The organism is Nocardioides ungokensis (genome assembly GCF_013466985.1).
In the GTDB taxonomy this organism is placed as follows: domain Bacteria; phylum Actinomycetota; class Actinomycetes; order Propionibacteriales; family Nocardioidaceae; genus Nocardioides; species Nocardioides ungokensis.
This window is the reverse complement of the sequence record NZ_CP059164.1, coordinates 3,855,412-3,880,538: the sequence shown is the minus strand read 5'-3', so window position 1 is coordinate 3,880,538 and position 25,127 is coordinate 3,855,412. Positions and strand designations below refer to the sequence as shown.

General features: G+C 70.0%; 23 protein-coding genes. 13 read left to right on the top strand and 10 right to left on the bottom strand.

What is annotated here, in order from left to right:
• Positions 1 to 37 precede the first annotated feature (37 nt).
• Together truA and H0S67_RS19125 are read left to right on the top strand one after the other, a co-directional pair.
• Positions 38 to 898: a tRNA pseudouridine(38-40) synthase TruA gene (gene truA, locus H0S67_RS19130; protein ID WP_180934334.1), complete on the top strand. Its 861-nt coding sequence runs from the start codon at positions 38 to 40 to the stop codon at positions 896 to 898.
• Positions 891 to 1,490: a class I SAM-dependent methyltransferase gene (locus H0S67_RS19125; RefSeq protein WP_180934333.1), complete on the top strand. Its 600-nt coding sequence runs from the start codon at positions 891 to 893 to the stop codon at positions 1,488 to 1,490. Before truA ends, H0S67_RS19125 begins: the two co-directional genes overlap by 8 nt.
• 4 nt (positions 1,491 to 1,494) lie before the next feature.
• On the opposite strand, the gene H0S67_RS19120 is transcribed toward H0S67_RS19125, so the two are convergent.
• Positions 1,495 to 1,953: an ArsI/CadI family heavy metal resistance metalloenzyme gene (locus H0S67_RS19120; RefSeq protein ID WP_180934332.1), complete on the bottom strand. Its 459-nt coding sequence runs from the start codon at positions 1,951 to 1,953 to the stop codon at positions 1,495 to 1,497.
• 80 nt (positions 1,954 to 2,033) lie between these two features.
• On the opposite strand from H0S67_RS19120, the gene H0S67_RS19115 reads away from it, so the two are divergent.
• The 5 genes from H0S67_RS19115 to H0S67_RS19095 all read left to right on the top strand — a co-directional run bounded on the left by H0S67_RS19115 (position 2,034) and on the right by H0S67_RS19095 (position 5,433).
• The gene (locus H0S67_RS19115; protein WP_180934331.1) at positions 2,034 to 2,393 is read left to right on the top strand and encodes an ArsR/SmtB family transcription factor; all 360 of its coding nucleotides are present in this window, start codon (positions 2,034 to 2,036) and stop codon (positions 2,391 to 2,393) included.
• Entirely contained in the window at positions 2,390 to 3,061 is a 672-nt protein-coding gene (locus H0S67_RS19110; protein WP_180934330.1) for an aquaporin, read from the top strand. Before H0S67_RS19115 ends, H0S67_RS19110 begins: the two co-directional genes overlap by 4 nt.
• Complete coding sequence (locus H0S67_RS19105) at positions 3,058 to 3,462, top strand: arsenate reductase ArsC (RefSeq protein WP_180934329.1); 405 nt, start codon at positions 3,058 to 3,060, stop codon at positions 3,460 to 3,462. Before H0S67_RS19110 ends, H0S67_RS19105 begins: the two co-directional genes overlap by 4 nt.
• A gap of 48 nt (positions 3,463 to 3,510) precedes the next feature.
• On the top strand, positions 3,511 to 4,578 hold the full coding sequence (gene mgrA, locus H0S67_RS19100) for an L-glyceraldehyde 3-phosphate reductase (RefSeq protein ID WP_180934328.1): 1,068 nt from the start codon (positions 3,511 to 3,513) through the stop codon (positions 4,576 to 4,578).
• Positions 4,579 to 4,758: 180 nt separating this feature from the next.
• Positions 4,759 to 5,433 (top strand): hypothetical protein, encoded by a 675-nt coding sequence (locus H0S67_RS19095; protein ID WP_180934327.1) that lies wholly within the window; start codon positions 4,759 to 4,761, stop codon positions 5,431 to 5,433.
• Positions 5,434 to 5,520: 87 nt separating this feature from the next.
• Here H0S67_RS19095 and H0S67_RS19090 read toward each other — a convergent pair whose 3' ends face one another.
• Positions 5,521 to 5,790: a hypothetical protein gene (locus H0S67_RS19090; protein ID WP_180934326.1), complete on the bottom strand. Its 270-nt coding sequence runs from the start codon at positions 5,788 to 5,790 to the stop codon at positions 5,521 to 5,523.
• 108 nt (positions 5,791 to 5,898) lie between these two features.
• Between H0S67_RS19090 and H0S67_RS19085 the strand changes: the two genes are divergently transcribed.
• Both H0S67_RS19085 and H0S67_RS19080 read left to right on the top strand, forming a co-directional pair.
• Positions 5,899 to 7,047 (top strand): IS30 family transposase, encoded by a 1,149-nt coding sequence (locus H0S67_RS19085; protein WP_246354701.1) that lies wholly within the window; start codon positions 5,899 to 5,901, stop codon positions 7,045 to 7,047.
• A gap of 484 nt (positions 7,048 to 7,531) precedes the next feature.
• A complete protein-coding gene (locus tag H0S67_RS19080; protein WP_180934325.1) occupies positions 7,532 to 10,414 on the top strand; it encodes a helix-turn-helix transcriptional regulator in 2,883 nt (960 codons plus the stop codon).
• Between the two features lie 640 nt (positions 10,415 to 11,054).
• On the opposite strand, the gene H0S67_RS19075 is transcribed toward H0S67_RS19080, so the two are convergent.
• Positions 11,055 to 12,242 carry an anti-sigma factor gene (locus H0S67_RS19075; RefSeq protein WP_180934324.1) on the bottom strand — a complete coding sequence of 396 codons (1,188 nt, stop codon included), beginning with the start codon at positions 12,240 to 12,242 and terminating at the stop codon, positions 11,055 to 11,057.
• 1 nt (position 12,243) lies between these two features.
• Complete coding sequence (locus H0S67_RS19070) at positions 12,244 to 12,771, bottom strand: SigE family RNA polymerase sigma factor (RefSeq protein WP_180934323.1); 528 nt, start codon at positions 12,769 to 12,771, stop codon at positions 12,244 to 12,246.
• A gap of 488 nt (positions 12,772 to 13,259) precedes the next feature.
• Here H0S67_RS19070 and H0S67_RS19065 point away from each other — a divergent pair, with 488 nt between their 5' ends.
• From H0S67_RS19065 to H0S67_RS19055, 3 genes are all read left to right on the top strand, one after another.
• Positions 13,260 to 13,721 (top strand): hypothetical protein, encoded by a 462-nt coding sequence (locus H0S67_RS19065; RefSeq protein ID WP_180934322.1) that lies wholly within the window; start codon positions 13,260 to 13,262, stop codon positions 13,719 to 13,721.
• Positions 13,718 to 14,125 (top strand): hypothetical protein, encoded by a 408-nt coding sequence (locus H0S67_RS19060; RefSeq protein WP_180934321.1) that lies wholly within the window; start codon positions 13,718 to 13,720, stop codon positions 14,123 to 14,125. Before H0S67_RS19065 ends, H0S67_RS19060 begins: the two co-directional genes overlap by 4 nt.
• A 511-nt stretch (positions 14,126 to 14,636) precedes the next feature.
• Positions 14,637 to 15,095 carry a hypothetical protein gene (locus H0S67_RS19055; protein ID WP_180934320.1) on the top strand — a complete coding sequence of 153 codons (459 nt, stop codon included), beginning with the start codon at positions 14,637 to 14,639 and terminating at the stop codon, positions 15,093 to 15,095.
• Positions 15,096 to 15,326: 231 nt separating this feature from the next.
• Here H0S67_RS19055 and H0S67_RS19050 read toward each other — a convergent pair whose 3' ends face one another.
• From H0S67_RS19050 to H0S67_RS19040, 3 genes are all read right to left on the bottom strand, one after another.
• Positions 15,327 to 15,509, bottom strand: a complete 183-nt coding sequence (locus tag H0S67_RS19050) for a hypothetical protein (RefSeq protein ID WP_180934319.1) — start codon at positions 15,507 to 15,509, stop codon at positions 15,327 to 15,329.
• Between the two features lie 1,005 nt (positions 15,510 to 16,514).
• Entirely contained in the window at positions 16,515 to 18,947 is a 2,433-nt protein-coding gene (locus H0S67_RS19045; protein WP_180934318.1) for a hypothetical protein, read from the bottom strand.
• A gap of 44 nt (positions 18,948 to 18,991) precedes the next feature.
• Complete coding sequence (locus tag H0S67_RS19040) at positions 18,992 to 19,759, bottom strand: peptidoglycan-binding protein (protein ID WP_180934317.1); 768 nt, start codon at positions 19,757 to 19,759, stop codon at positions 18,992 to 18,994.
• A gap of 377 nt (positions 19,760 to 20,136) precedes the next feature.
• Here H0S67_RS19040 and H0S67_RS19035 point away from each other — a divergent pair, with 377 nt between their 5' ends.
• Positions 20,137 to 20,814 (top strand): hypothetical protein, encoded by a 678-nt coding sequence (locus H0S67_RS19035; RefSeq protein WP_180934316.1) that lies wholly within the window; start codon positions 20,137 to 20,139, stop codon positions 20,812 to 20,814.
• A 7-nt stretch (positions 20,815 to 20,821) separates the two neighbouring features.
• On the opposite strand, the gene H0S67_RS19030 is transcribed toward H0S67_RS19035, so the two are convergent.
• From H0S67_RS19030 to H0S67_RS19020, 3 genes are all read right to left on the bottom strand, one after another.
• Positions 20,822 to 22,093: a PP2C family protein-serine/threonine phosphatase gene (locus H0S67_RS19030; RefSeq protein WP_180934315.1), complete on the bottom strand. Its 1,272-nt coding sequence runs from the start codon at positions 22,091 to 22,093 to the stop codon at positions 20,822 to 20,824.
• Between the two features lie 567 nt (positions 22,094 to 22,660).
• A complete protein-coding gene (locus tag H0S67_RS19025) occupies positions 22,661 to 22,927 on the bottom strand; it encodes a hypothetical protein (RefSeq protein WP_180934314.1) in 267 nt (88 codons plus the stop codon).
• Positions 22,928 to 23,449: 522 nt separating this feature from the next.
• Complete coding sequence (locus tag H0S67_RS19020) at positions 23,450 to 25,027, bottom strand: hypothetical protein (protein WP_180934313.1); 1,578 nt, start codon at positions 25,025 to 25,027, stop codon at positions 23,450 to 23,452.
• Between the last annotated feature and the right edge of the window lie 100 nt (positions 25,028 to 25,127).

Genomic DNA, 25,127 nt, shown 5'->3' with positions numbered 1-25,127 from the left:
GGGAGGCCCGACGGCGACCGATGGCAGGATTCTCGTCGTGCGGATCCGGATCGACCTCGCCTACGACGGCACCGACTTCCACGGCTGGGCGACCCAGCCGCGGCTGCGGACCGTGCAGGGCGAGCTCGAGGCCGCGCTGGCCACCGCCCTGCGGGTGCCCGAGGTGTCGGTGGTGTGCGCCGGCCGCACGGACACCGGGGTCCACGCGCGCGGCCAGGTGACGCACCTCGACGTCGACGACGCGACGCTCTCCGCATCCGCGGGCCGGTCCGAGGACCCGCCGGCCGAGGCGCTGCTGCGGCGGCTCAACGGGATCCTGCCCGCGGACGTGCAGGTGCGGCGGGTGGTGGAGGCCGCTGACGGCTTCGACGCCCGCTTCTCCGCGACGTGGCGCCGTTACGCCTACCGGGTCGCGGACCGGCCCGAGACGGTGGACCCGCTCACCCGTCGCCACGTGCTCGCGTGGTCTCGCCCGCTCGACCTGGACGCGGTGAACGAGGCGTCGGCGTTGCTGCTCGGTGAGCACGACTTCGCGTCGTTCTGCAAGCGACGCGAGGGGGCGACGACGATCCGGACGCTGCTCGACCTCGCCTGGGAGCGGGACCCGGCCGGGGTCGCCGTCGCGACCGTCCGTGCCGACGCCTTCTGCCACAGCATGGTGCGCGCCCTGGTCGGCTGCCTGCTCGCCATCGGCGAGGGGCGTCGCCCGGCGGCGTGGGCGGCCGAGGTGCTCCGGGCGCAGGTCCGTGACCCCTCCGTCACCGTCGCCCCGGCCCACGGGCTCACCCTCGAGGAGGTCGGCTACCCCGGCGACGAGGAGCTGGCGGCCCGGGCCGAGCAGACCCGCGCGAGGCGCGTCGTACCCACGGACTCGACCACCGAGGTGCGCGATGGATGAGCACTACTTCAGCGCCGACCCGTCGGTGCCGTTCAAGCGCGCCCCGGTCCGGGCGTCGGTCTGGGGCCACGACCTCGACCTGACCAGCGGGTCCGGTGTCTTCGCACAGGGAAGGCTCGACGTGGGCACCGCGGTGCTCTTCCGCGAGACCGATCCGCCGGCACGGGGCCGGATCCTCGACCTCGGCTGCGGGTGGGGCGTGATCGGGCTCGCCGTCGCGGTGGCGGTGCCGGAGGCGGTGGTGACCGCGGTCGACGTCAACGAGCGTGCCGTCCTGCTGGCCAACGAGAACGCCACGGCGCTGGGCGTCGCGGACCGCTTCACGGCCAGCACGCCGGCCGGGGTCGCCGGCGACGCGTCGTACGACGAGATCTGGTCGAACCCGCCCATCCGCATCGGCAAGGAGGCTCTGCACGAGCTGTTGCTGACCTGGCTGCCGCGGCTCGCGCCGGGTGGTCGGGCAGTGCTGGTGGTCGGCAAGAACCTGGGTGCCGACTCGCTGCAGCGCTGGCTGGGGGAGCAGGGCTACCCGACCGAGCGGCTCGCCAGCGCGAAGGGGTTCCGGGTGCTGGAGAGCCGTCGGCCGGGGTGAGCGCTCAGCAGCACGCCGTGGCGGACGGCACGAGGTCGCAGCTCGCCTTGCCGCAGCAGCCGCAGGTGGACCCCTCCGGGACCTCGCCGAACGTGTCGGCGTCCGCGAGCACGGTGTAGACCTCCCAGCGCTCGCCATGGGGTGCGCCCTCGACCCAGAACTTGTCCTGCTTGGCGTAGCAGCAGGTGGTGCCGCGCTCGTCGATCGACGCGAGGCCGCGCCCGGCGAGCCGGGTCTGCTCGGCGTCGACGGCGTCGGTGTCGGCGACCTCGACGCCGAGGTGGTTGATCGAGCCGCCCTGGCCGGGGTTCTCGATCAGCACCAGCTTCAGCGGTGGCTCGGCCACGGCGAAGTTGGCGTAGCCCGGCCTGGTCTTGGCCGGCGCGACGCCGAACAGCGCGCTGTAGAAGGCGATCGAGACGTCGAGGTCGTCGACGTTGAGCGCGAGCTGGATGCGGGACATGGAAACCTCCTGTAGACATTGATCGGTGTCGATGTGATGCCACCTTGCAACAACGCATCGATATCTGTCAATATAGACGCATGTCAAAGTCCGTCCTCGAGCTGACGCCGGTCCAGACCGTGGCCTGCTGCTCGCCGCTCACCCAGGAACCGCTCACGCTGGAGGCAGCCGAGCGGATCGCGCCGCTCGTCAAGGCCATCGCGGATCCCGTCCGGCTCCGCCTGTTGTCGCTCGTCGCCTCCCACGAGGGCGGCGAGGCGTGCGTCTGCGACCTCAACGACGCGTTCGACCTCTCCCAGCCCACGATCAGCCACCACCTGAAGGTGCTGCACGACGTGGGGCTCCTCGATCGCGAGAAGCGAGGGGTGTGGGTCTACTACCGCCTCAACGCCGCGGCCCTCGTCGACGTCGGATCGCTCCTCGGCGGCGTCACCCGATGAACCTGGCCCGTCGCGCGGGGGCCGAGCTGGTCGGCACCGCATTCCTCGTCATGGCGGTGATCGGCTCGGGCATCGCGGCGAGTCGCCTCTCGCCCCACGACGTCGGCCTGCAGCTGCTCGAGAACAGCCTGGTCACCGGCGCCGCGCTGGTCGCGCTGATCCTGGCCCTCCAGCCGGTGTCGGCGGCCTTCAATCCGGTCGTGACGCTGGTCGAGCGGGCGCTCGACATGATCACGACCCGTGAGGTGCTCGCGCTCGTGCCGGCCCAGCTCGTCGGCGGCGTGGTCGGCGCTGTTGTCGCGAACCTGATGTTCGGCCTCGACGCGGTCTCGCTGTCGACCCACGAGCGGACCGGGGGCGGGCTCTGGCTGGGCGAGGTGGTCGCCACCCTGGGCCTGGTCATGGTGATCTTCGGCAGCGTGCGCACCGGGAGGGTGGAGACCATCGCGTACGCCGTCGGTGGCTACATCACCGCGGCGTACTGGTTCACCAGCTCGACCAGCTTCGCCAACCCCGCGGTCACCGTGGCCCGGATGTTCTCCGACACGTTCGCCGGCATCGCGCCGGCCTCGGTCCCCTCCTTCGTGCTGATGCAGCTGATCGGCGGCGCCCTCGCGCTCGCAATGGTCCGGCTGCTCTACCCCCGTCCCCGAGAGGCCCGCGCATGACCGACCGTCCCACCGTGCTCTTCGTGTGCGTCCACAACGCCGGCCGTTCCCAGATGGCGGCCGGCTTCCTCCAGCACCTGGCGGGGGACCGGATCGAGGTCCTCTCCGCCGGCTCGCAGCCCGCCGACCGGATCAACCCGGTCGCGGTCGAGGCCATGGCCGAGGAGGGCGTCGACATCACCACCGAGAAGCCCAAGGTGCTCACCACGGAGGCGGTGCAGGAGTCCGACGTGGTCGTGACCATGGGCTGCGGCGACGAGTGCCCGTACTTCCCCGGCAAGCGCTACGAGGACTGGCTGCTCGACGACCCGGCGGGCCAGGGCATCGAGGCGGTGCGCCCGATCCGCGACGAGATCCGCGCCCGGGTCGAGGCGCTGGTCGCGGAGCTGCTCCCGGCGTAGCGCGCCCGCGTCCAGAGTGGTTGCGGAGCACTGGCAGGCTTGGGGTCCATGAGCTCCGACTACACCGCCGCCGAGAACCGCTACGACACCGACGCCACCGGCATGGAGTACCGCTTCACCGGGCGCAGCGGCCTGAAGCTCCCCGCGCTGTCGCTGGGGCTGTGGCAGAACTTCGGCGACGACCGCTCGGAGGACAACCAGCGCGCCATCCTCCGACGCGCCTTCGACCGGGGCGTGACCCACTTCGACCTCGCCAACAACTACGGGCCGCCTTACGGTCGCGCCGAGGAGAACTTCGGGCGCTACCTCAAGGACGACCTGGCCCCGTACCGCGACGAGCTGGTCGTCTCCACCAAGGCCGGCTACGACATGTGGCCGGGCCCGTACGGCCAGGGCGGCGGCTCCCGGAAGTACGTCCTCGCCTCGCTCGACCAGTCGCTGACCCGGATGGGCCTGGACTACGTCGACATCTTCTACAGCCACCGCTTCGACCCGGAGACCCCGGTCGAGGAGACGATGATGGCGCTGGACCACGCAGTCCGGCAGGGCAAGGCGCTGTACGCCGGCATCTCGTCGTACTCCGCGGAGAAGACCCACGAGGCGGCCTCGATCGCCCGTGACCTCGGCACCCCGCTGCTGATCCACCAGCCGTCGTACTCGCTGCTGAACCGCTGGATCGAGCAGCCTGACAGCGGAGGGCAGAGCCTCCTCGACGAGCTCGAGCAGCAGGGGATGGGCTGCATCGTCTTCACCGCGCTGGCGCAGGGCCTGCTCACCGACCGCTACCTCGATGGCGTCCCGCAGGACTCCCGGGCTGCCCGCAGCGACTCGACGATCCCCGGCGACCACCTCGACGAGAAGGTGCTCGCTCACGTCCGCCGGCTCAACGAGATCGCGCAGGCGCGGGGCCAGAAGCTCGCCCAGCTGGCCCTGCAGTGGGCGTTGCGCGACGACCGGGTGACCTCAGCGGTCATCGGGGCGAGCTCGGTCGAGCAGCTCGACACCAACCTCGACGCACTGGCCTTCCCTGCGCTCAGCCAGGAGGAGCTCGCGACGATCGACCAGAGCGCCGTGGACGCCGGCATCAACCTGTGGGCGAAGGCGACCGAGGACTGAGCCCGCGGGACCAGAAACAGGCGAAGGTCTGGACTGACCGTTTCTCCGGGGAACTCGGACTGGGAGTGACGCCTCGAAAAGCCCGGCAGTGGTGACGAGGGGCGATTAGCCTGACCTGCACGGCGACGACCGAGCTCGCCGGCATCAGGCTGGGCGCGTGATCCGACTGCTGCCAACCGGGTGAAGGAAGTCGATCCCTCAGTGATGCGACGATCGCTCCAAGGCTCCGCGTGCTCCCTGCTGCTCGTCTCCATCCTCGCGCTGTCCGGGTGCACAGCGACGCAGTCGGCAGGCGGGCACGAGAAAGCGCATGGAGCGGGCCCCCTTCGGCTCCCGGATCCTCATGCCTGGGCCCAAGCGATCTCGGCTGGGGAGTCGTTCACCGATGGACTCGAGGTACTGCGGCTGCGTGGGGCGCCCTCGGCGGTCTTGACCGATGTTGCGCTGGTCGGGGATCCCGCCATCGAGCTGCGTGGGGCGATGCTCGTCGGACCCGGCCGGGAGGAGGGAGCCATCCAGGTGATCGACTCGTGGCCACCCGACGACTTCGAGCTGGACGAGTCCGCCATGGTCGAGGCGGACGGCGCCTCCATCTCCGACGATTCGGCGGGCTCGGAGCTGCTGCTCGGGCTGCGGGTGAAGAGCGCGGGGACCTTTGATCGCGTCGGGATCCGGATCGGCTATGAGGTTGAAGGAGTTCAGTACACGACCTTCATCCCCGCCTTCTTGCGGATCTGTGCCACACACGGGAAGCCGGAACCGTCGTACAAGTGCGCAGCGCCCTCGGACTGGCTGGACACTGAACCAGCGACCGTTGACGAGTTCCAGACGGGGCCGGCATCGGGAGCGTCGTGAGCCGCCACTCGCCACTCAAGGATGTCGACGCAGGAGGCGACGAGACGCACGCACATGCCGATGAGCGGATGAGCCGTGGCCGGGCTGTTACTGGAGGGGGTTGTCCCGATATCCAGCCACAGCGGCGCCCACCAACCAGGCGATGCCACACAAGAGCCAAGCGACGAGGAGCCCGCCCAGGATCAGCACAATCCACGGCGGCACGTCGTCGGGCCGAAGATGTGTATCGAAGACAGCGTCGAAGAGGTCGAGCGCGAGCACGAACAGCCAAAGCGCCACGTACACCCAGAACCCGGTCTTGAACGCTCGGCGCGCACCGGCACCCCAACGAGGAAGGTCCCGGTCGCTGTCGTGCATGCCCTAAGTCTTCTACAACGACCCGCTCATGCCGCAATCCCGAGCGTCCGCACATGCCGGCGGTCTCAATTGGTCAGCGCAACACTTCCTTGATTCGAGGAGGTTGCGATGGGACGTGGCTATCACCGGGTGACGCCGGCTGTTGAGGATGAGATCTGGGCTCGTCTGCGGGCGGGCTATGCGGCCAAGCCGACGGCTCGTGCGTTGGGGCTGTCGACCAGCGGAGTCCATGGCTACCTGGTGCGGTGTGGCGGGATCCGTCCGGCTGCTCGACGGCGTTCGACGGGCCGGTTGAGTCTGCTCGAACGCGAGGAGATCTCCAGGGGTCTGGCAGCGGGATGGTCGTTGCGCACGATCGCGGCCGGCTTGGGCAGGGCGCCGTCGACGGTGAGTCGTGAGGTCGGCGGGCACGGCGGGCGGAGTCGGTACCGCGCGGCGAGGGCAGATGAGCAGGCGTGGGCTCGAGCTCGGCGTCCCCAGACCTGCAAGCTGGCCAGCCGGCCGCTACTGCGTGACATCGTGGCGGAGAAGCTGAGGCAGCGGTGGTCACCGCAGCAGATCGCGGGTTGGCTGAAGGCCACCTACCCAGATGAACCGGAGATGCAGGTGTCGCACGAGACGATCTACCGCACCTTGTTCATCCAGTCCCGCGGTGCGTTGCGCAAAGAGCTGACCGCCTATCTGCGGACCAAGCGAGTACTTCGGCGGTCGGCAGGGATCCGGCTTCCTGATGGTCGTGGTGGCCGGCCCGGGATCCTCAACATCTCCGAGCGGCCGGCTGAGGCCGAGGATCGCGCTGTGCCGGGTCATTGGGAGGGCGACTTGGTCTTCGGCAAGGGCATGACCCCAGTCGCGACTCTGGTCGAACGCTCGACTCGGTTCGTGATGCTCGTCGCGCTGCCCAACGGCCACAAGGCAGATCTGGTCGCCGATGCACTGGCTGCGAAGATCACGAACCTGCCAGCAGCGCTGACCAGGACTTTGACCTGGGACCAAGGCCACGAGATGTCCGAGCACGCCAAGTTCACTCAAGCCACCGGAGTCGAGGTCTACTTCTGTGATCCCAAGTCACCGTGGCAACGCGGGTCGAACGAGAACACCAACGGCCTGCTTCGCCAGTACCTGCCCCGCACCCTCGACTTCCGGACCCTGACCCAAGCCGACTTCGACGCCATCGCCGACGAGCTGAACGGACGACCTCGACAAACCCTCGGCTTCAAGACACCATCCCAAGCACTAGCCGAGGTGTTGCGTTGACCGCCTGAGCCCGCACCGATGAGCGTGCGCTGTCCAAGACACCGACTTCAGGCGTTGGCGAGTTCGGCAGCAAGGTGCGAGTTCGGCAAACCACTGGGACGGCTGTGTCTAATTCCCAAGAAGGACGGGACCTCCCAGGAGGCGTTGTCCACGTGCTGTGGACACCGAGCTCGGGGACGATTCCCTGTCCGGGGCGTGTCTGTTCCATCGGGCCGATGGCCGACCGCCGCCCGCACGCGCCCTGAGCCGTTTCGGTCGCATTCCCCTCGCAGGACGACGCGAGGGCGTGGCCCGGACGGAAACTGACGTGGGCGGAACGCTCGAAGCCTGGACCTCCTCCGTCCCCGGTCGTCGGCATGTCGACGGTCGAGCACGCCGACCAGGAGCGCGAGCGGGCCCAAGCCGACCAGGGTGCTCGTGGACAGGTCGCCCACGGGCCTTTCCGGTGGGTGACCACGCATCCCTGCGGTGCGAGTATGGGGCCATGTCGGCGACAGGTTCCGCGCCGATGGTCGGCCGGGAGGGGCCGATGGCGGATCTCCGCGAGCTGGCGGCAGCCGCGGCTGCCGGCCGGCCCCGGGTCGCGGTCGTGCTCGGTGAGGCGGGGATCGGCAAGACGCGGCTCGTGGCGGAGCTGGCCGACGGGCTCGTGCGCGAGCGCGCGCTGGCTGCGTGGGGGTTCTGCTCCGCGGGCGCAGGTCGGTCGCTGCCGTTGGCGCCGATCCGGGGCGTCCTCGAGAGCCTGCACTCGCAGCTCGGCGCCGGCTTCGGTCGGCTCACCGGGCGCGGGCGGGACGCCGTGGCAGCGCTCGTCCCGGAGATCCTCGCCGTCCCGGGCACCGGCTCGCCGGTGCTGTCGCAGGCGCAGCTGTTCGACGTCGTGATCCGGCTGCTCCGTGACGTGGGCCAGGCCCGAGCCCTGCTGGTCGTCATCGAGGACGTGCACTGGGCCGACGAGACCAGCCGCGACCTGCTCGAGCTGCTCGCTCGCTCCCTGCGTGACGAGCGGATCCTCCTCGTTCTCACCGCGCGCACCGACGACCCGGCCTTCGCGCGCTGCGAGGCCCTGATCGCCGAGCTCGGGTCGCTGCGACACGGCGTGCGTGTGGAGCTCGCCCGGCTGTCGTCGGACGACGTCTCTGCGCACGTGACGGCACTGCGCGGCGGGACGCCCGCGCCGGATCAGGAGTCGAGGCGGATAGCGGAGCTCAGCGGCGGTGTCCCGCTGCTGGTCGAGGAGGTGGTGGCCGCGGGCCCGGACGACGTGGGGCACCTCGCGGAACGAGTCCTCGGCTATCGGATCGACCGCCTCTCGCCGGCGGCACGTGCCGTGGTCGACACGGCGGCGCTGGCGGTGCTCACCGCGTCGCCAGACGAGCTGTCCCGGGCAGCACCGCTCGCACCGGGGGCCTTCGACGCCGGGTACGCCGAGGCGGTGTCGGCCGGGGTTCTGGTGCGCCGGACCGGCCGCGTCGAGTTCCGGCACGCGCTGCTCCAGGAGGCCGCGTTGGCGCGGATCCTGCCCGGTGCGGAGCGCGAGGCGCACCGACGATGGAGCGCGGTGCTGGGTGACGAGCCGCACGGGCTGGGCCCGCTGGTGGCGGCCGCGCACCACCGCCGGCGCGGCGGCGATGAGTCCGGCGCGGTCGTCGCCTCCGTCCGGGCGGCTTCCGAGGCGCGCCACCTGTCGGCGTACGCCGAGGAGAAGCGGCTACTCGTGCAGGCCGCTGACCTGTGGCCGCGCGTCCCCGACGCGGAGGAGCGGACCGGGACGAATCTGTGGATCCTGTACGCCGACGCAGCCTGGGCCGCCCACCTGCTCATGACCGACGGCGAGGAGTGCCGGCGGTACGCCGACCTCGCCGTCCAGGCGCTGCCGGCGGACGTGACGCCCCATGAACGGGCGATGCTCAGGCTGCTCTGGCACCGGACGCGGTGGGGTGGGCCGGGGCACCTGCCGCCCGACGAGGTGCTCGCCTGCGTCGCCGACGTGACGATGGATCCGCCGACCGAGTCGGCGATGCTGGCCTGCCTGGAGGCCGTCGACGCGCTCCTCGACGACGGCCGGTCGGACCGAGCCGGCGAGTTCGCGCGCCGGGCGGTGGCGGTCGCGGAGTCCCTCGACCGACCCGAGCTTCTCTCGCGCGCCCTGGCGTCGGCGTCGATTGTCGCGGCGCTGGTCGGCGACGACGCCGATGCGCTGGCGACCGCTCACCGGGCGGTGAGCGTCGGGGACCGCACCGAGGACGTCTTCGTGCGCGTCGAAGCGCTGATGAGCCTGGCCACGGTGCAGCGGACGACCGGGACGGACTCCCTCGAGACTCACGCGTGCCTGCTCCGGATCCTCGGCGGCGACCGGCCCGGCCCGCTGCCGGGGCTGTGGGCCCACGCCCAGGTCGAGCATGCGGTGAGCCTCATCGAGGCAGGCCGGTGGGACGAGGGTCGGGCCGCGCTCGACCTGGTGATCGACGAGGACGTCGCCGCGCCGTTCACCCGACGCGCCGGGCGCCGTCGCGCTCACCTCGAGGCGTGGGCGGTCGGTGCGGCGACACCGTCGCAGCAGGCGCCGGCCGGCCTCGATCGCGACGGCCTGATCGAGCTCTGCTACCTCGAGGCCGACATCGCGGCACGCACGGGCGACCCGGCGCTGGGACGCGCCTGGGTCCGGCGGGGGCTCGATGACGAACGGCTCAGCCGGTCCCCTACCCCGAGGAGCCAACTGCTCTGGGTCGCTGCCCGGATCGAGGCGGAGCTCGTCGGGCCGGCAGCAGCGGCCGAGGAGGGGGCCGCGGTCGTCGAGCGCATCGAGGAGCTCCTCGGCCGGCGGCCTCCGCGCCGGCCGCAGGACCTCGCGTTCGCTCTGCACACTCGGGCAGACCTGGCCCGCCGCGTCCAGGCGGACGGACCGGAGATGTGGTCCGACGTCGTGGACGCCTGGCGCCCGGTCGGTCTCCCGTTCCACCTCGCCACCGCGCTGGTCCGGGCGGGTGCCGCACACGCGGCGCACGGAAGGTCTGGATCCGCCGCCGGCCTCCTGGTGGAGGCGCACGAGGTCGCTCGTCGTCTCGGCGCAGGGCCCCTGGCCGAGGAGGCAGTCACGGTCGCGCGCACGGCTGGCCTGCGCAGGCCCGCAGCCGCGTCCGGTGACGCCGACCTCGGGCTCACGCCCCGCGAGCTCGACGTGCTGCGGCTGGTGGCCGAGGGCGCCTCGAACTCAGCCATCGCGGCGACTCTCGTGATCTCCCCGAAGACCGCCTCGGTGCACGTGTCGAACATCCTGGCCAAGCTCCAGGTCACCAACCGCGGCGAGGCGGCGGCCATCGCCCACCGGGCGGGCGTGGTGGCACCTGTGGCCAAGCAGAGATAAGGCGATCGCCCTATTCCAGGGCTTCCCTTGCGGGCGCAGCCTGTCAGCAGCTGCCACTGACTGAGGAGGAGCCATGTGGATTCTCGCGATGATCGGGACGGCACTCGTGCTGTGGGGCGCCTGGACCGTCCTTCGACCCGGCCGCGCCCGGCCTCCGATGTCCCCCGACACGGCCCGGACTCGTATCGAGGCCTCGATGGTGACCGGACGGGACTGGCGTCGACGGTGATCGGCGCACCCGACCGGACTGTGCCCACGCTTCCGATCCCGCGGGAGCGCATCGGCCGCGCCGGCTTTCTGGCTGTGCTCGTCAGCGCAAAGGCTTTTGCTGCCCGTCGGCGTGTAAGCAAACCGCCCGAGAGCGCCGCTGTCCCCGGACGTCGTCGCGCTACCGCGCGCCTGATCCCTCGCCGATGGGCCGTGACTGGTCTGAATTAGACACAGGTAATCCAAGTGGTTTGCCGAACCTGGCAAGGTGTGATTTCACGTGTGAATGCACGCGCTTGAGCGCCAGGCACTTCCACCTTCGAGCACCGCCACCCACCCCGGCTAGACGCGCCGCAGACCCGCCCGCAGATGCGTGGTGTCGTCGCCGCAGGCCGTTCAGCTGGGGCCGCTCACAGCGGGAGCGGGTCGAGTGTCACCAGTTCATCACGTCGGTCAGCTGCACGTCGCTCTTACCGACGTCGAGCTTGGTGGACTCGCACGTCGCGGAGTCTGCGCCACAGACGTCGACCGTGCCGGCCGTCGGGGTGACCCGCAGGACGGAACCGGCCGCGGTCCAGCTGAGCAGAGCGTCCTTGGCGTCCAGCTCGACATGATCTCCGGTGTCCAGGTCGTAGATGAACGCCGTGCTCGGGAGCTTGTCGCAGGCGGACGAACCGGTGCACCCGCCGGCCGAGACGATCGCGTGGCTTCCGTCCGGGGAGACGGAGGTGACGTGTCGCTCGTCCGCGCCGTCGCTCTTCAAGACGACGTCTCCGGTAGCGATGTCGACGATCTGCCAGGTGTTCTCGATGGTGCCGTCGTCGCTGAACGTCATGTCTCCGAAGGAAAGGGCCTTGCCGCCGTCGATGTTCAGCACCTCGCTGGCCGGCAACACGTCGTTCGGCGTGACCTTGCGCGTCTTCAGGTCGACAGACACGGCGGTGTCGTCGAAGCTGATGTAGACGTGGGAGCCACTGAGGAACACGTCCGGGACCCCTTCGGGGGTGTTGTCCGTCCACGTGTAGGAGCCCTTGACCGAGATCGTGTCCACGACCTTGTTGACGCGCAGGTCGCGAACGACGAGGTCCCAGGTGGTCGGTGAGTCAGTCGCCTGCGCGTAGACGACGTACGGCTGGGTGGGGTCGGTGCCCGGCTGGATGTCGTCGACCGGGATGGTGAAGTCGGTCCGGGTGGCCCCGTCGTCGGAGAGCAGTGCGTACCTGCGGCTCCCGGCCCACGGGGCTTTCTCCGACCCGAACATCACGAGCACGCCGGCCGAGGTCTGGTACAGGAACCCGACGGGCCGGTGCAGGTCGACGGTCTTGCCGCTACCGAGCTGCACGGTCGTGCCGGATGCTACGGCCCACCCGGTGTCGCTCGGCCTGGGAGAAGGTGCAGGCTGCAGGTCGTGCCTGCCTTCCTGCGCGGCCAGCAGGCCCACGACAGCGAGCACCACGATCGTGGCCGCGGCAACGAGCAGCGGCCGCTCCCAGGCTCGACGGCTCGGCCGGCGCCCGCCGGAGGACGCGTGGGCAGGCAACGCCGGCATCGGCGGCACGGCCAGTCGATCGGCCACCTCGTGCAGCTCGCGGCTCAGGGTCTCTTCCAGCTCGATCCCCATTTCAGGCCCCCTCTCCCTCGTGCGCGTCGGACCCGATCACGGCCCGCAGGGCTGCCAGCGCGCGGTGCGCGGTGGACTTGACGTTGCCGGTCGAGCAGCCCAGCGTCTCGGCGATCTCGCGCTCACTGAGTTGCTCGTAGTACCGCAGCACGATCACCGCTCGTTGCCGCGGTGGCAGCGACGCCACGTGCGGCCACAGCTCGAGCCGGTCCTCGTGCCCGGAGCCGCAGCCCGTTCGCGGCTCGGGTGGGGTGTCGGTCAACAGCTCGAACCTGCGGGACTTCGGCCGCCGTCCCGAAATGTAGAGGTTGGTCATCATGCGGCGCAGGTACGCCGCCGGCTGGTCGGCCCGGCTGACCTTGTTCCAGGTGCGGTAGGCCTGCACCAACGTCTGCTGGGCGAGATCTTCGGCGTCGGCGTGGCTGCCGGCGAGCAAGTAGGCAGTTCGGTACAACCGCGGCCACGCGGACGCGGCGTACTCCTCAAACGTCGGCGCATCCTGCGCATGTCTCTGGTTCGCGATCAACATCGAGCACCCCCTTCGCACCCCTGACGCTGGCCGCGCCGAGAAGGTTGCGTCCCGGACCGTACCGGCTCGGGTGCGTGGCCCCGGAAGGCTCCAGCGTCACCACCGCGACGTCTGCGGCGACGGTGCCGTGCCGTCGCCACCGCCAGACCCGCGGGCGATCGCGACTCAGCCCGGGTGGTCTCGCAGCCGGCAACCACCCGCACGGACGTCACCCACCACCCGACACTGTCACGTCGGACCGGGCGCCGGTCGCTGAGCCAGTCACGCAGTGGGTCTTTGTCGCCACCAACTGGCCCTCTGACTTACCGGATCTGCCGCGTTGTGAGCGGTCGAACGCCGAAGGTCGGAACCGAGCGATACGCCATACCGTCCAATTGATCGATTGAGTGACCGTGGGTCTCAGACCCAATCGCGTGAAAGCGCCGCGACCCGTCCACAGGACGGCGAACATGGGGGCGGGCACTGGCCCCAAACACGAAGGGGAGCGGATGTTGAGGACGGTCGCCGCGATCGCGGTAACCCTGCTTCTTTGCGCATGCGGAGGCGAGACTGTCGTGTGCGGCGCGTGCGCCGGCGCCGCGTCCTTCGGCGTCATCGTCTTCTCCGAGGTGCCCACCTCTCCGGTTCGTGCCGACATCTGCATCGATGGCGACTCCTGCTATCACCTCCGCGCAGCAGCAACCCGAGATCAAGGGCTCGTGCGGTGCTCGACGAACATGCCCGCACGGGCCGCTGAGTATCCGGAGAAGTGTGTTGCGCAGGCGACCGTGGACGGCACGTGGCGTGTCAACCTGGTGCTGCCCGGGAACATTGATGGGAAGACCGTCACCGTGCGCTCGGTGTCGCCGAACTCTCCCTTCGAGGGGCAGGCGGTGGGCAAGGTGGAACCGACTGACCACGGCCCCTGCTCCTGTCCTCCGAACACCGTCGCCTCGATGAACGTCGAATGACCGGCGGGAACGCGCACTCACATGCCGCTGATCGCGCGGTTCTGCCGATTGGCGTGCACCTGACGACGCCCGATGCGAGGGTGAGAGTCGTGCATGCGCGAGCGCGAATCGAACTGGCCGAGGTGGCGGGCGGTGGTCTCCTGGAGCCGATGCCGTCGCCCTGTAGGTCTCTGCTCCTCCGGGTCGAGCGAGACGTGGCCGACGAGGACGAGGTGAGTCTCGGGGTTCAGATCACGACTGACTCGGGCGAGCCCTTGTCACCCGGTCAGTCCGCCCTGACGGTTGACCTGCACTTCTGGTCAGACCTGGCCGACGTATTCGTAGTCCCGAGCACGCGGTTCACGCTCCCCTACCCAAACCGGGTCGTGGGGAGTGGCGAGGTCCTCGACGTGCTGCCGTTCTGAGCATCCGGTCATGCCGCTGTTCGACCGATCCCGAGGCGCCTGTGCTCCGGTCGGGTTGAGCGGATCAGTAGACGAAGAGGTCGCCCCAAGCGCCGGCCAGCAAGTGCACCAGGTATGCGACTGGCAACGCGACCAAGGCGAGTATCACTGCGAGTGCCAATAGTGCGAGCACCCAAGAAGGAGGGCGACGACTGTGTTGGCGGTTGGCCCCTTCAAAGAGCCCATCCAAGTCGTCTTGTCCTTCGTCCCCGGTCACATCTCGAGGCTATGAAGGTCGCACCTTCCAGGGGATGAGTGCGACTACTCACATGTCGAGCGAGATCCAGACCGCGTCGCGCATGGGCCGTGCCTGTTGACTGCTCGATGGCTCATCCCTGGCGCACCTCCGGGGCGGTCGAGTCGCGCGGATCTGCCGCATAGCGTGCGCGTGGGCGCCTGCGGATCTGCCGCTGATGGCGCGCTTCGTGCCGATCAGCGATTGACGGGCGGTGTGACCGATGATGTGCGAGTGATGCGGCGTCCCTTCCTTACAGCGCTCCTCGTATCGAGCGTTGTTCTCTTCGCACTCGCAACATTTGTGGCTCTGCAGCGCCAGAGCCGGAACGACTTGGACTACACGGACAAGATCCTGGCGGCTACTCACGGCGCACAGGTTTCGACGCTCTCAGACCACACCTCGGAGCGTTGGTCCGACAACGGCGGGCCCACCTGGGCGAAAGTTCAGGAACTCGTCGAGCCAGGGAACTCGCGTCTGAAGTCTGTCTTCGATGAGGCCAGCGCCGAGGCTAGGCAGCGAGATGGCCGGGCAACCAGTTCCTACTCAAGCCTCGACTGCTTGTACTGGCCAGTGGTCCCCAAGGCAAGCGATCGGGTCACGAAGACCGAGTACCTGCTCCGCATGTGCTACCAGACCACCAAGCCCACAGAGCGGCCGTATGCGATCACCGGGATGGCCGTGCGTTTCGATTAGCGGGCTGTGACCCACGCCGGGAAGCGGTCGGTTACCGGGCAAGGACGTCACGCGGATCGCCGAGCTCATCGACGCCAACAAACTTGGTCTCGCTCTTGAACAGCACGATCATGCCGTGGTCCACGCGGCCATCAGGCGCATGCATCTGCCGCATAGCGTGCGCGTGGGTGCGCGCGGATCTCCGCTTTCCGTGCGCGCGGTACTGCCGAATTGAGTGCGGATCGGAGTTCCCTAACGAGAGACCGGTCCATCGAATGGGTAGATCACGTAGCCCTCGCCGTTGACGTCGTTGGTCCTCCGATAGCGATGGACCGGGCCGTCGTCGACATCAAAGTCCTCGAACTCGGGCAGCTCGGGACTGTCCTCGGTCTCAGTGCCGTCGTAGAAACCGCCCTTGAAGACGTACTTGTACACACCGCAAGGCTAGGCCCCTGCGGCAGGTCTCGGCCTACGCGACGGGCCCCCGTACTTGCCGCCCAGAGAGAACGTTCATCACGGCACGATGCGTAGAACCAACGACCACGCGGCCTGCGGAGCATCCGGGGTCGAGAGAGTGCTGGCCGCGACCAGCACCGTCCGCTGCGAAAAGCCAGCACGCGAGACTGCTGCGTCCCTGCAGTACTCAGCGACACCTCGGAGAGATGCGCGCGCCCGGCCACACTGACCGTTGGCGGTTGCCACGCGCCCACGGGGCGCGGATCCGCCTCGATCGTGACGACCACTCCGACTCGAACGCAGTGAGTCGCGACCGCTCTGCCTGACGGCAAGAAGTGAACTCGGAGCTGCCCAGCCACGCACCCCGGGCCGGCCGGACGAGCGTGCACACCAGACCCCGGATGGGGTGTGCTCGTCGGGCGCGAACCCACGTGGCCAGCCACGTGGCTGCGCGAACCCAAGGCCCGAGACTCGGGGCTACTGCCGTCACCGCACCCAGCCATAAACACCCAGCCATAAACAGGGCAGCCGCCAGCAGCAGGCCGCTAACCCGGAACGCCGCAATCACGCCACTAAGACGCCCGGAGACTTACGCGGTTCCGCAGCCGAGCAGGCGCACTCATCTGCCGCTGAGCGCGCGGCCCTGCCGAGATCCGGACACGCTACGCCTCGGTCCAGAAGCAGCCGTTCCAGCATGCCCGTCGTGGAGCTGTGCGGACTCTGGAGGAGGATCTCGGCGCGACGGTCCGGGAGGATGCGGCCTCAACGTCCGCACCCACCGGCTTAGCGGACGACCCCCGTGGTCGCGCCGTGCACCGGCACCGTTGTCGAGACCGTGCCGCAGCGAACCCAGCGCGACCTGTCGGCCTTTTTTACGGAGACCACTATGCGGCCGGTCGAGACCACTGTGGAGGCGTTCCGCCCCGGTGAACGGCGGCCCCGCAACCCGGGGGTCACTCGGCCATGTGGCCCCCCGTCAGCAAGTCAGGGGCCCGTGGGGCTCGCCGACGCCGGCGACGGGCTGGCCGTCGGCGTCGGGGAGCCGGTGGTCGTTGTCGGCGAGGGCGCGGTGCTCGTCGTCGCGGAGGAGCTCGGAGAGGCACTGGCGCCGTTGTCGGCGCCCGTAGCCGGCGGCAGCGTCGCGCTCGAGGTGGCGCTCGGGGGCTCCTCGACGGGCGTGGTCGTAGCCGACGACGGCGAGGGCGACGTGGCCGGCGAGGTCGGTGTCGGGCTCGTCGACGGGGAGGACGAGGACGAGGCGTCCGGCACCACGCCCGGCTGGTCGGCACGCACGATGTCGAGGATCTGGGACTGGTAGTCGTCCAGCATGGCCTGGATCTCGTCCAGCGGCACGTCCTGGATGTGCTTGCCGAAGGCGACGATCTGCCTCCACAGCTGCGCGAGCTGGGCTTGGGCGTGGTCGCTCAGCGGCCCGTCGAGAGTCACGAACAGCTGGACGGCCAGCGAGTAGGTCAGGCAGCCCACGCACCCGCTGGTGAGGGAGACCGAGACATTCTGGGGCACCGCGACGTCGGCCTGGCCGGTGACCATGACGACCTGGAAGGCCACGGCCACTGCGGCACAGTGCTGGCAGCTGGCCAGCGCGTAGGACTCGTTGGTGTTGTCGGCCGGGGTCTCGCCGTCCTCCCAGACCAGCGCGAAGGCGGTGTCGTAGGTGACCGTGCCGTCGGTGGTGTTGACGGCGAGCGCCTGGTTGTCCCCCTCGCCCGGCGCCAACGGCTGGTCGATCGGGAAGACCCAGGTGCCCGGCGCGCTGCCGTCGTCCACGCCGGAGGAGTTGGAGGAGTTGGAGGAGTTGGAGGAGTTGGAGGAGTCGGAGGTGCCGGAGGTGCCGGCGGAGTCGGAGGTGCCGGCGGAGCCCGTGGTCGAGCCGGCGCTGTCTTCGTGGGGCACGAGCACCACCGCCAGCATGGGGTGGTCGCGCGTCGGGGGGGCCTGACCCTCGGGCAGGTAGATCGCAGCTGAGCCCTGCGTCCCCGCGACGAGGCCGCTGGCGGGGCGGGCCAGCGGCAGCGCGTCGGTGATCGTCCCGCCCTCGTAGGCCTGGACCGGGCGGTAGCGTTCGGGCGAGGGCCACCACGACCACGCCAGGCCAGCGAGCAGCGCCAGGGTCAGCACCCCCGCGAGCACGCGGCGCACGGGACGTCCGGCCGTCCGGGTCCACATCGAGGCCATCACGCGCCGAGCGACCCTGAAGAGTGCGATGCCCATGGCGAGCGGTGGCAGCAGTACGACGAGCGCGGCCAGACCACGAGCCGCCATCGCCAGGAGGTCCCCGTCGTTCGAGGCCACGACCAGTTCTGCCCACTGCGCCCGGCTGCTGGCCAGGGCGCTGCCGACGATTCGCGGGAAGGTCGTGACCAGCATCAGCAGCGTGAAGCCAAGGACCGGCACCACGGTCAGCACCCACGCCGACACCACCGCGCGCGCCCACGGCTTGAGGAGGCGGGCCTGCGGGTCCCGCCAGTGCCACGGCAGCAGGCCGCGCAGGGTCGGCCCGATCCGCTGGAACAGGTCCGGGACGCCTGTGAGGTCGGCGAGCACGTGGTAGCCGTCGAACCGGACCAGCGGCAGCAGCTGGTGCAGCATCTGCAGGACCTGGGTGGCGACCAGCAGCAAGATGGCGTCGTCCCGGGTCAGCCACCAGGTCAGCGCGGTGCCGACCACCACCAGCGCGTTGAAGTAGAGGCCGCCGAGGTCCACGCGGAGGCGGCCGGCCCGGCCGAGGCGGTAGGAGTCGGTGACGTCGGTGTAGAACGCCGGCCAGATCAGGTAGAGGCCGACCCCCATGACTCCGGGCGTCGCGCCACCACGGCGGGCGGCGGCCGCGTGGCCGAACTCGTGGAACCCCGCGGAGAGCACGGTGATCGCGAGCACCACGAGCAGCAGCCCGGGACGGGCGAACGCGTCGTGGGTGGCGCTGGCCAGGCCACGCTCGAAGAGCACCCACCAGGTGATCCAGGCGAACACGGCCACGACCGCGGCCACGAGGAGCGGGTGGAAGAGCCGGGCGAACGGCGAGGTGAGCCGGCGGGTGCGCGCCGGGTCGGACACCACCGCCTTGAAGCGCAGCGCCAGCAGCGGGTTGCTCCGCCTCGCCTCGGGCTGGCTGCCGTCCGTGGACGCGGCCAGCCCGAGGGAGCGCAGCCGGTCGATGAGCTGCTCGACGTTCGCGGACGAGACGTCCCGACCGCTCGCTGCGGAGAGGTGCGCCGCCAGCTCGTCGTGCCCCCGCCTCCCGTCGAGGCCGGAGAGCAGCAGGTAGAGCAGCGGCGTGAGCTGGACGACCTGCCCGTCGGCACGGCGGGCGAGCGCGGGTGGCTCGCGGTAGCCCGAGCCGGGCATCTCCCCCATGAGCCGCACGCCCTCCGCGCGGGCCGGGGGGTGCGGAAGCACTCGCGAGGCGGTACCGGTGAGCTCCTCCCGACCCCCGGTCGTGGTCACGGCTGGGTGATGTCGGAGGTCTGGTCGGAGTTGGCGGTCGCGTCGCCGGTGATGTCCTGGTTGATGACAGCGGTCTGCTGGGCGATCGACACCGCGTTGCTGTCCACCGAGCCGACATTGGCCGCCACCGAGGCATCGATCGGCGCCGCCACGTTGGCGTTCGCGGCGACCGCGCCGTTGATCGGGGCGGCGATGTTGGCGTCGCCGTTGAGGTTCACGTCGACGTTGAGCAGGCTGCCGTCCGCAGCGCTGCCGACGGTGGAGCCGACGTCCCCCGTGCTGGGAACGGTTCCGTCGGCGGGCAGCGACGGCACGGCGCCGCCCGCCGCGTCGGTGCCGGCAGGGTCGGTCGGATCGGCGGGCAGCGACGGCACGGCGCCGCCCGCGTCGGTGCCGGCAGGGTCTGTCGGATCGGCAGCCACCGCGCCGTCGGGCGAGGCGCCCTGCTCGAGGCCGCTGTCCTGGACGGCGTTGGCCGTGGCGTCGGCGTGGATGCCCTGGTTGACCAGCGCGCCCTGGTCGGCCAGCGCTTGCGCGGTCGAGCCCGTCGAGAGGACGTTGGCGCCGACGGCGGCGTCGATGGGAGCGGCGACGTTGGCGTTGGCGGCGACGCCGAGGTCGATGGGTGCCGCTGCGTCGAGCGCGAGGGCGAGGTCGGCGTTGAGGTCGAGGATCGAGACGACCTCCTTGTCGGGCAGCGCAATGCCCTGCTCGGCGGCCAGCTCGGCGTCCGAGAGGCCCTTGCCGGTGGTGTCGTCGTTCATGGTGGTTCCCCCGTGGTCGGTGAGATCTGGTCGGCCCCACGTACCCCCCGCACCTCGCCGCCAAACCACGAGGGCGGCGCCAGCCGTCGCCCGAGGGGCAGCCGGCGGTCCAGATCCAGCCGTCGACGATGACGTGCTCGATGCCGAGCCGGTCGGCATGGGCGACGAGGTGCTGCGCGATCGCCCAGCCACGGATCCGGTTCTCGGGGGCCGCGACGTCACGCTTGGGTGGACCCCGTGCGGGAGGGCTTCGAGATGGCGCATGTGCACGTGCCGACCGGGTTCGCGGCTCGGCCAGCGCAGGTGAGGGGTGGCATGCTGCTGGAGGCCGTGCACGGACTGGTCGGTCGGCTCGCCGTCGCGACGACGGCGCGACCGTGGCGTCCTCGGACAAGTCGCTGGCGTTCTGCACCAGCCCCGGCTTCCGTCGGGCCGCGAAGTCGCTGCGGTGGCGCGGCAAGAAGAGCGTGTCGCTGGGGCCCTACGACTGGGTGCCTGCGGTGCGCGGTGGAGAGCGGAGTCTTTCCCGCGAGGGCGGTGCGTGGCGCAGCTCGGTCGTTGACTACCTGACCGGCCGCCCGGTGCCCGCCGGCGACCCGACGCTGCCGCCCCTTCCAGTCCAGGTGGTGCGCCGAGGGGACGCCGCGGTCGGACAGCCACCCCGTATCGCCTTCGTCGGCGGCGGCCCGATCCAGACTCATCAGATCGACCGCTTCCACGATGCCTTCCGCGCCGAGGTGGCGCGGTTCGCCTCACCATCTGGTCACGACTGGTGGCGATCCGCCGGCATACGGTCGCTGGAGGTGCAGATCGGCTACGGCGGCGAGCGGGCGCGGGTCCGCAGCCGCCGCAGCGAGCATCGGCTGCGGATCTTCGTGGATCAGCCCGGGTCCTCGCTTGCGAGCCAGGACTCGGCACCCTTGGCCCGCGAGGTCGCCCGTCAAGTCGCGGCTTTCGTGCGTCAGCGGACGGGTCTGGGCCCCGTCCCGAGTTCGCGTCGTGAGGCGGTGTGCCGCCTCGGGCCGCTGGGCTCGTCCGCAGCTGCCGCTCCCTAGCGTGCGCTCATGCCGAGATGAGTGCGCTCGTGACGTGCGCCTTCCCGTGGGTCACGTCACTGGGGAACGACCTGCCGCACGCTGTGCCGACCAAGTCGGCGACGGCAGTCACCACCAAATGGAACACACCCGCTGAGCCGGGTTTGGCTGTGCTCAGGCGCTCGTCGCCGGGCCGGAGATCCAGGGGTAAGAGTGGGACCGAAGACGCAGATTCCCTGGCCGTTTCCTGTAACCGCTGAGTCGCGCTTGTCCCGGTGTGTTCGAGCAGAACGACGGCCAGATCGTCTGCCAACGCGCCGCCGGGCACGTGCCGACGGACTCGCTCCAGCAGTCTGTCGAGCGCGCCGTCGAGGGTGCCCGAGGTGAGGTCGGGTGCGAGGTCGAGCAGCGGCAGGAACTCGCCCTGGGCGTCGCGAGCCTCGCTGAGCCCATCGGTGTAGATCAGCAGGCGGTCGCCCGGCTGCCAGGGCACGCTGGTACGGCTGAAGCCGGGACCGATGCCAAGGGGCAGCCCTGGCGGGACCTCGACGAGGAATGCCTCGCCGTCAGCGCGCGCCAGGAGTGCGGGCGGGTGCCCGCAGCTCGTGAGCACTACCGCCTCGGGGTCGGACACATCGACCAGGACCGCGGTCACGAACTCTTCCTCACCGAGGAACGGTGTCAGGTAGCGGTTCATGTCCTCGGCGACCTCGTCGAGTCCTGCTCGCACCGCTGCCGCCTGACGGAAGGCCCGGATGACTCGAGCAGCTTGCTCGACGCTTTCGATGCCCTTGCCGCGTACGTCGGCGACGATGAACCGCCGAGAGCCGTCGACAAGCGAGCAGTCGTACAGATCTCCGCCCACGAGGGCGTCCGTGGCCGCGGAGAGGTAGCGCGCGGCGGTGGCGAGGTTCGGACCGGTGGATGGCAGCTTCGGCAGGATCGCCCGTTGGGCCGTTTCCGCGATCGCGGTGACGCGCGCGAGGTGCCCCTCCCGGCGCTCGCGAACCACGGAGATCGCCGTGCCTGCCGCTCCGATGAGGACAACATCGACCAGGCGAACCCACTGCTGAGCCTGATCCCAGACGCCGTTGAGCCACCCCGACCACACCGTGAGCGCGACCGCGGCGGTGCCGAAGAGTGTCGTGACCCGTGGCGAGAGGAAGGCGCAGGCGATCAGCGGAGCCATCCCGAAGAGCACGTCGGGGATCACCGACAGGGGCGCAAGGAGGTCGATCACCACCAGCGCGATCAACCACGCTGCTGCTGCGGATGCAGCCGCCGCACGGTTCCTGTTCATCAGCCCTCCGCCGTTCGAGGTTGCCCCGGCCCGGAACCGGCGACTACCGCACCGGTTCCGGGCCCACATGGGAACCGCAAGACCGCTGCGGCCGCTCCGTCAATCCCATCCTTTCACTCACGAGCGGAACGGTCACGAGCAGTGTTATGTGCCGAGCGGTCGTTCGCTCCCTGCGACCAGCCGCACCAGTACTAGCGGACCCGGAGGTCTGGCGAACCTCCCGAGTCTGGACCTGCACCCCTCGCCGGCTGAACTCGCCGCTACTGCCAAGCGACAGTGCACCTACGGCGTCCAAGTCGATGACACCGACATCACCTTCACCGCGGTCTGGGATCCACGATCGGCGCTACGGGAGAGGTCACAGATCGCCGGCGCCTGCTTCATGTTCGACAAGTCCGGTCAACCCCTCCGCCTGCGGCAGTAGAACCACAGGAAATCCGACGCTGGTCACGGGTCAGAGCGTCCGGATGTGCCGCGATCCGCGCGGTCCTGAGGTCAATGAAACAAGTAGCCGATGAGGCGGTGGCCTCTGCGAGTCCGTGGAGGAACGAGGCTTGTGATCCGGGCTCAAGAGGAACCGGAACGATAGATCCGCAACTCCCAGATGCCACCAGCCAGGTTGAGGGCTGCAAAGAACAAGAAGAAGGCTGCCCACCCGTAGGCCTTGGCACCGCTTCCGGCAAACGCGAGGGTCAAGAGGCCACACGTGGTCAGGACCAGCGCTCCGCCGACCCGGGCGAACCCAAGCGCACGCAGATGACCGAACTCCCATCGAGGGATCAGGCGACGAGCTCCGGTGCGCAGAGCCATTGCATCTTGAATCTGCTCGTTCATGGCGTTGAGGCTCCTCCTGGACACCTCGAGTGTCCCTCGCTGAAGCGCCGCGAGCCAGGCCGTGGACCCAAACGTCAGAGTCTGGCCCGCACTGTCATGCCGCGATGTGCGTGCTCCTGCCGATGTGCGGAAGTTCGCTAGGTGGTGGCTCGAAGCAAGAAGAGCCCGCCGATGCCGACCGCGAGACAGGAGAGGAGCAGTCACAGGCCCCGTTCAGGGAGCACTGGCTGCAGAGGATCCTCGGCGAGCACCCGGACAGTGTGGTGAGCCGCTTTGTTGCACGCCAGCTCGGCGTACAGGCCGAGCTCGAGGGGGACAACGCCTTCACCCTGGGTCTGCTCCACGGCCTCGAACAGGGACGGGGGGCGCTGCCGCAGGACGCTTCTGGGAAGCCTGGCCGAAACAGGCCGGGAAGATCCGGCGGGTCCTGAGCTGAGTCGGCGAGCTCGATCCAGCCCATCCCGGCCTGCTGAGCCGGTCAGGCGACTCAGGGACGGGCACGCAACGTCGTGCGGCGGTGTCTCAGGACGGCCCGGCCGCGCTGAACACCTGGGGACCGTACAGACCGCCGTGGTCGGTCCGCCGGAGCTGCTCATAACCCAGGGCGACCGCAGCTCGGAGGCGGGACTGTTCCGCTCGGCTGAGCGTGGTCGAGGCGTACCACTGCCAGTTCCCGAAGCGGCCCAGGTCGGTGTAGTCGGCGCCGAGGACGCCTTGCAGCCACCGCTCGGGATCCGCGCCGCCGACAACGACGACCCCAGGTCTGATGCGAGCCACCCACCTCGCATACCCCGCGAGCCCTCCGGGATAGTGGGCGTTGATGAAGCGGTCCTCAGAGCCGTTGAAGACCTGCCACGGCGTCGGGTTGGTGCGCCCCGCCAGGAACATCGCATCAGGGGCGTTGACCGACAGGAACCCGTCGCCCCGCGGCAGGACGTCCATCACACTGTCCACGGCCAGCCGCTGGCCGACCAGGGCGTCGGACCTGCTCAGCACGGCGTACGACGTGGCGACCGCCACCGCTGCCAGAGTGCAGGCACCGAGAAGGGCAACGAAACCACGCCTCGGCAGCGGACCGGCCAGACGTACGACGGCACCCGCAGCACCAAGGGCCCCGAAGGGCAGCACGTCGAAGAGATCGGCGGCCCCGTTGATCGCGACCAGGAGCCAGCCGACTGCGCCGATCTCGGCAGCCACCATCACCCCGAGGGGGCGCCAGCCGTCGTGCTCGGCGCGCCGTCGCCAGGCGTCGAGAAGGAGCATCGGCAGGAGCACCAGGCCGAGGACGAACGGCAGCACCGTCCATGAGTACCCCTGCCACACGAACCCGACCGTGCCGATGGGGTTGGTCAGCAGGGACGGCTGCCGCGTGTAGACGGCGTCGATGACGATGAAGCCGTCGAGTGCCCTCCCCAGGGCGCCCGTGGCCGCGAAGGCCACCACAGCAGCAAGGCTGGGGACCGCGCCACCGAGGACGAACTGTCCGAGCGCCCGGGGGCGCCGGTTCGTCAAGAGTGCAACCGCGCCGATGAAGCCGGCCGCCGCAACGGCGAACCCTGGCTGCCAGGTCAACGTGGCAAGCGCTGTAGCAGCACCGGCCAGGAACCAACGCTGCTCGAGCAGCCAGATCAGCGCGAGCAACAGGCACAGCAGCATCAGGGTCTTCTCGCGCGGACCGTCGGAGGACAGCCGCGTGAAAGTGGCCGCACCGGCAAGCAACGCCGCGGCCAGGAACCCCGCAGCGGAAGAGTCGAAGACGCGCCGGGTTAGGACGTACAGGGCGGCGCAGCAGCCGGCGGACAGGGCCAGGAAGAGCAGCCGCGGCGCCAGGACCGGATCGAGGCCGAGGCTCCGGCCGACGAGGATGGCCACGCCGGGAACGGCATCGGACAAGGGACCGACGGAGTTGAAGATCCCGACGTACGACGGCGCCCCGCGGGTCAGCTGCTCACCGCCGTAGAGGAACACCCCGAAGTCCCGACTCAGCGCACCGTGGGTGCCGTGCAGCGCGAACACCACGCATGCCGCGGCGAACACCACCGCGGGCTCCCACGCGCCGGGAGCGCGAAGGGCGCTCGGGCGACCGGCCCACCTGGTCACCGACCCAGAATCACCCGGCTAGGTGAAGGTTTCCTGACCGGGAGCCCAGCGTTTCCTAAGGACACCCTTCGAGTGAGTCGTGCCGCACACCTACCGCAAG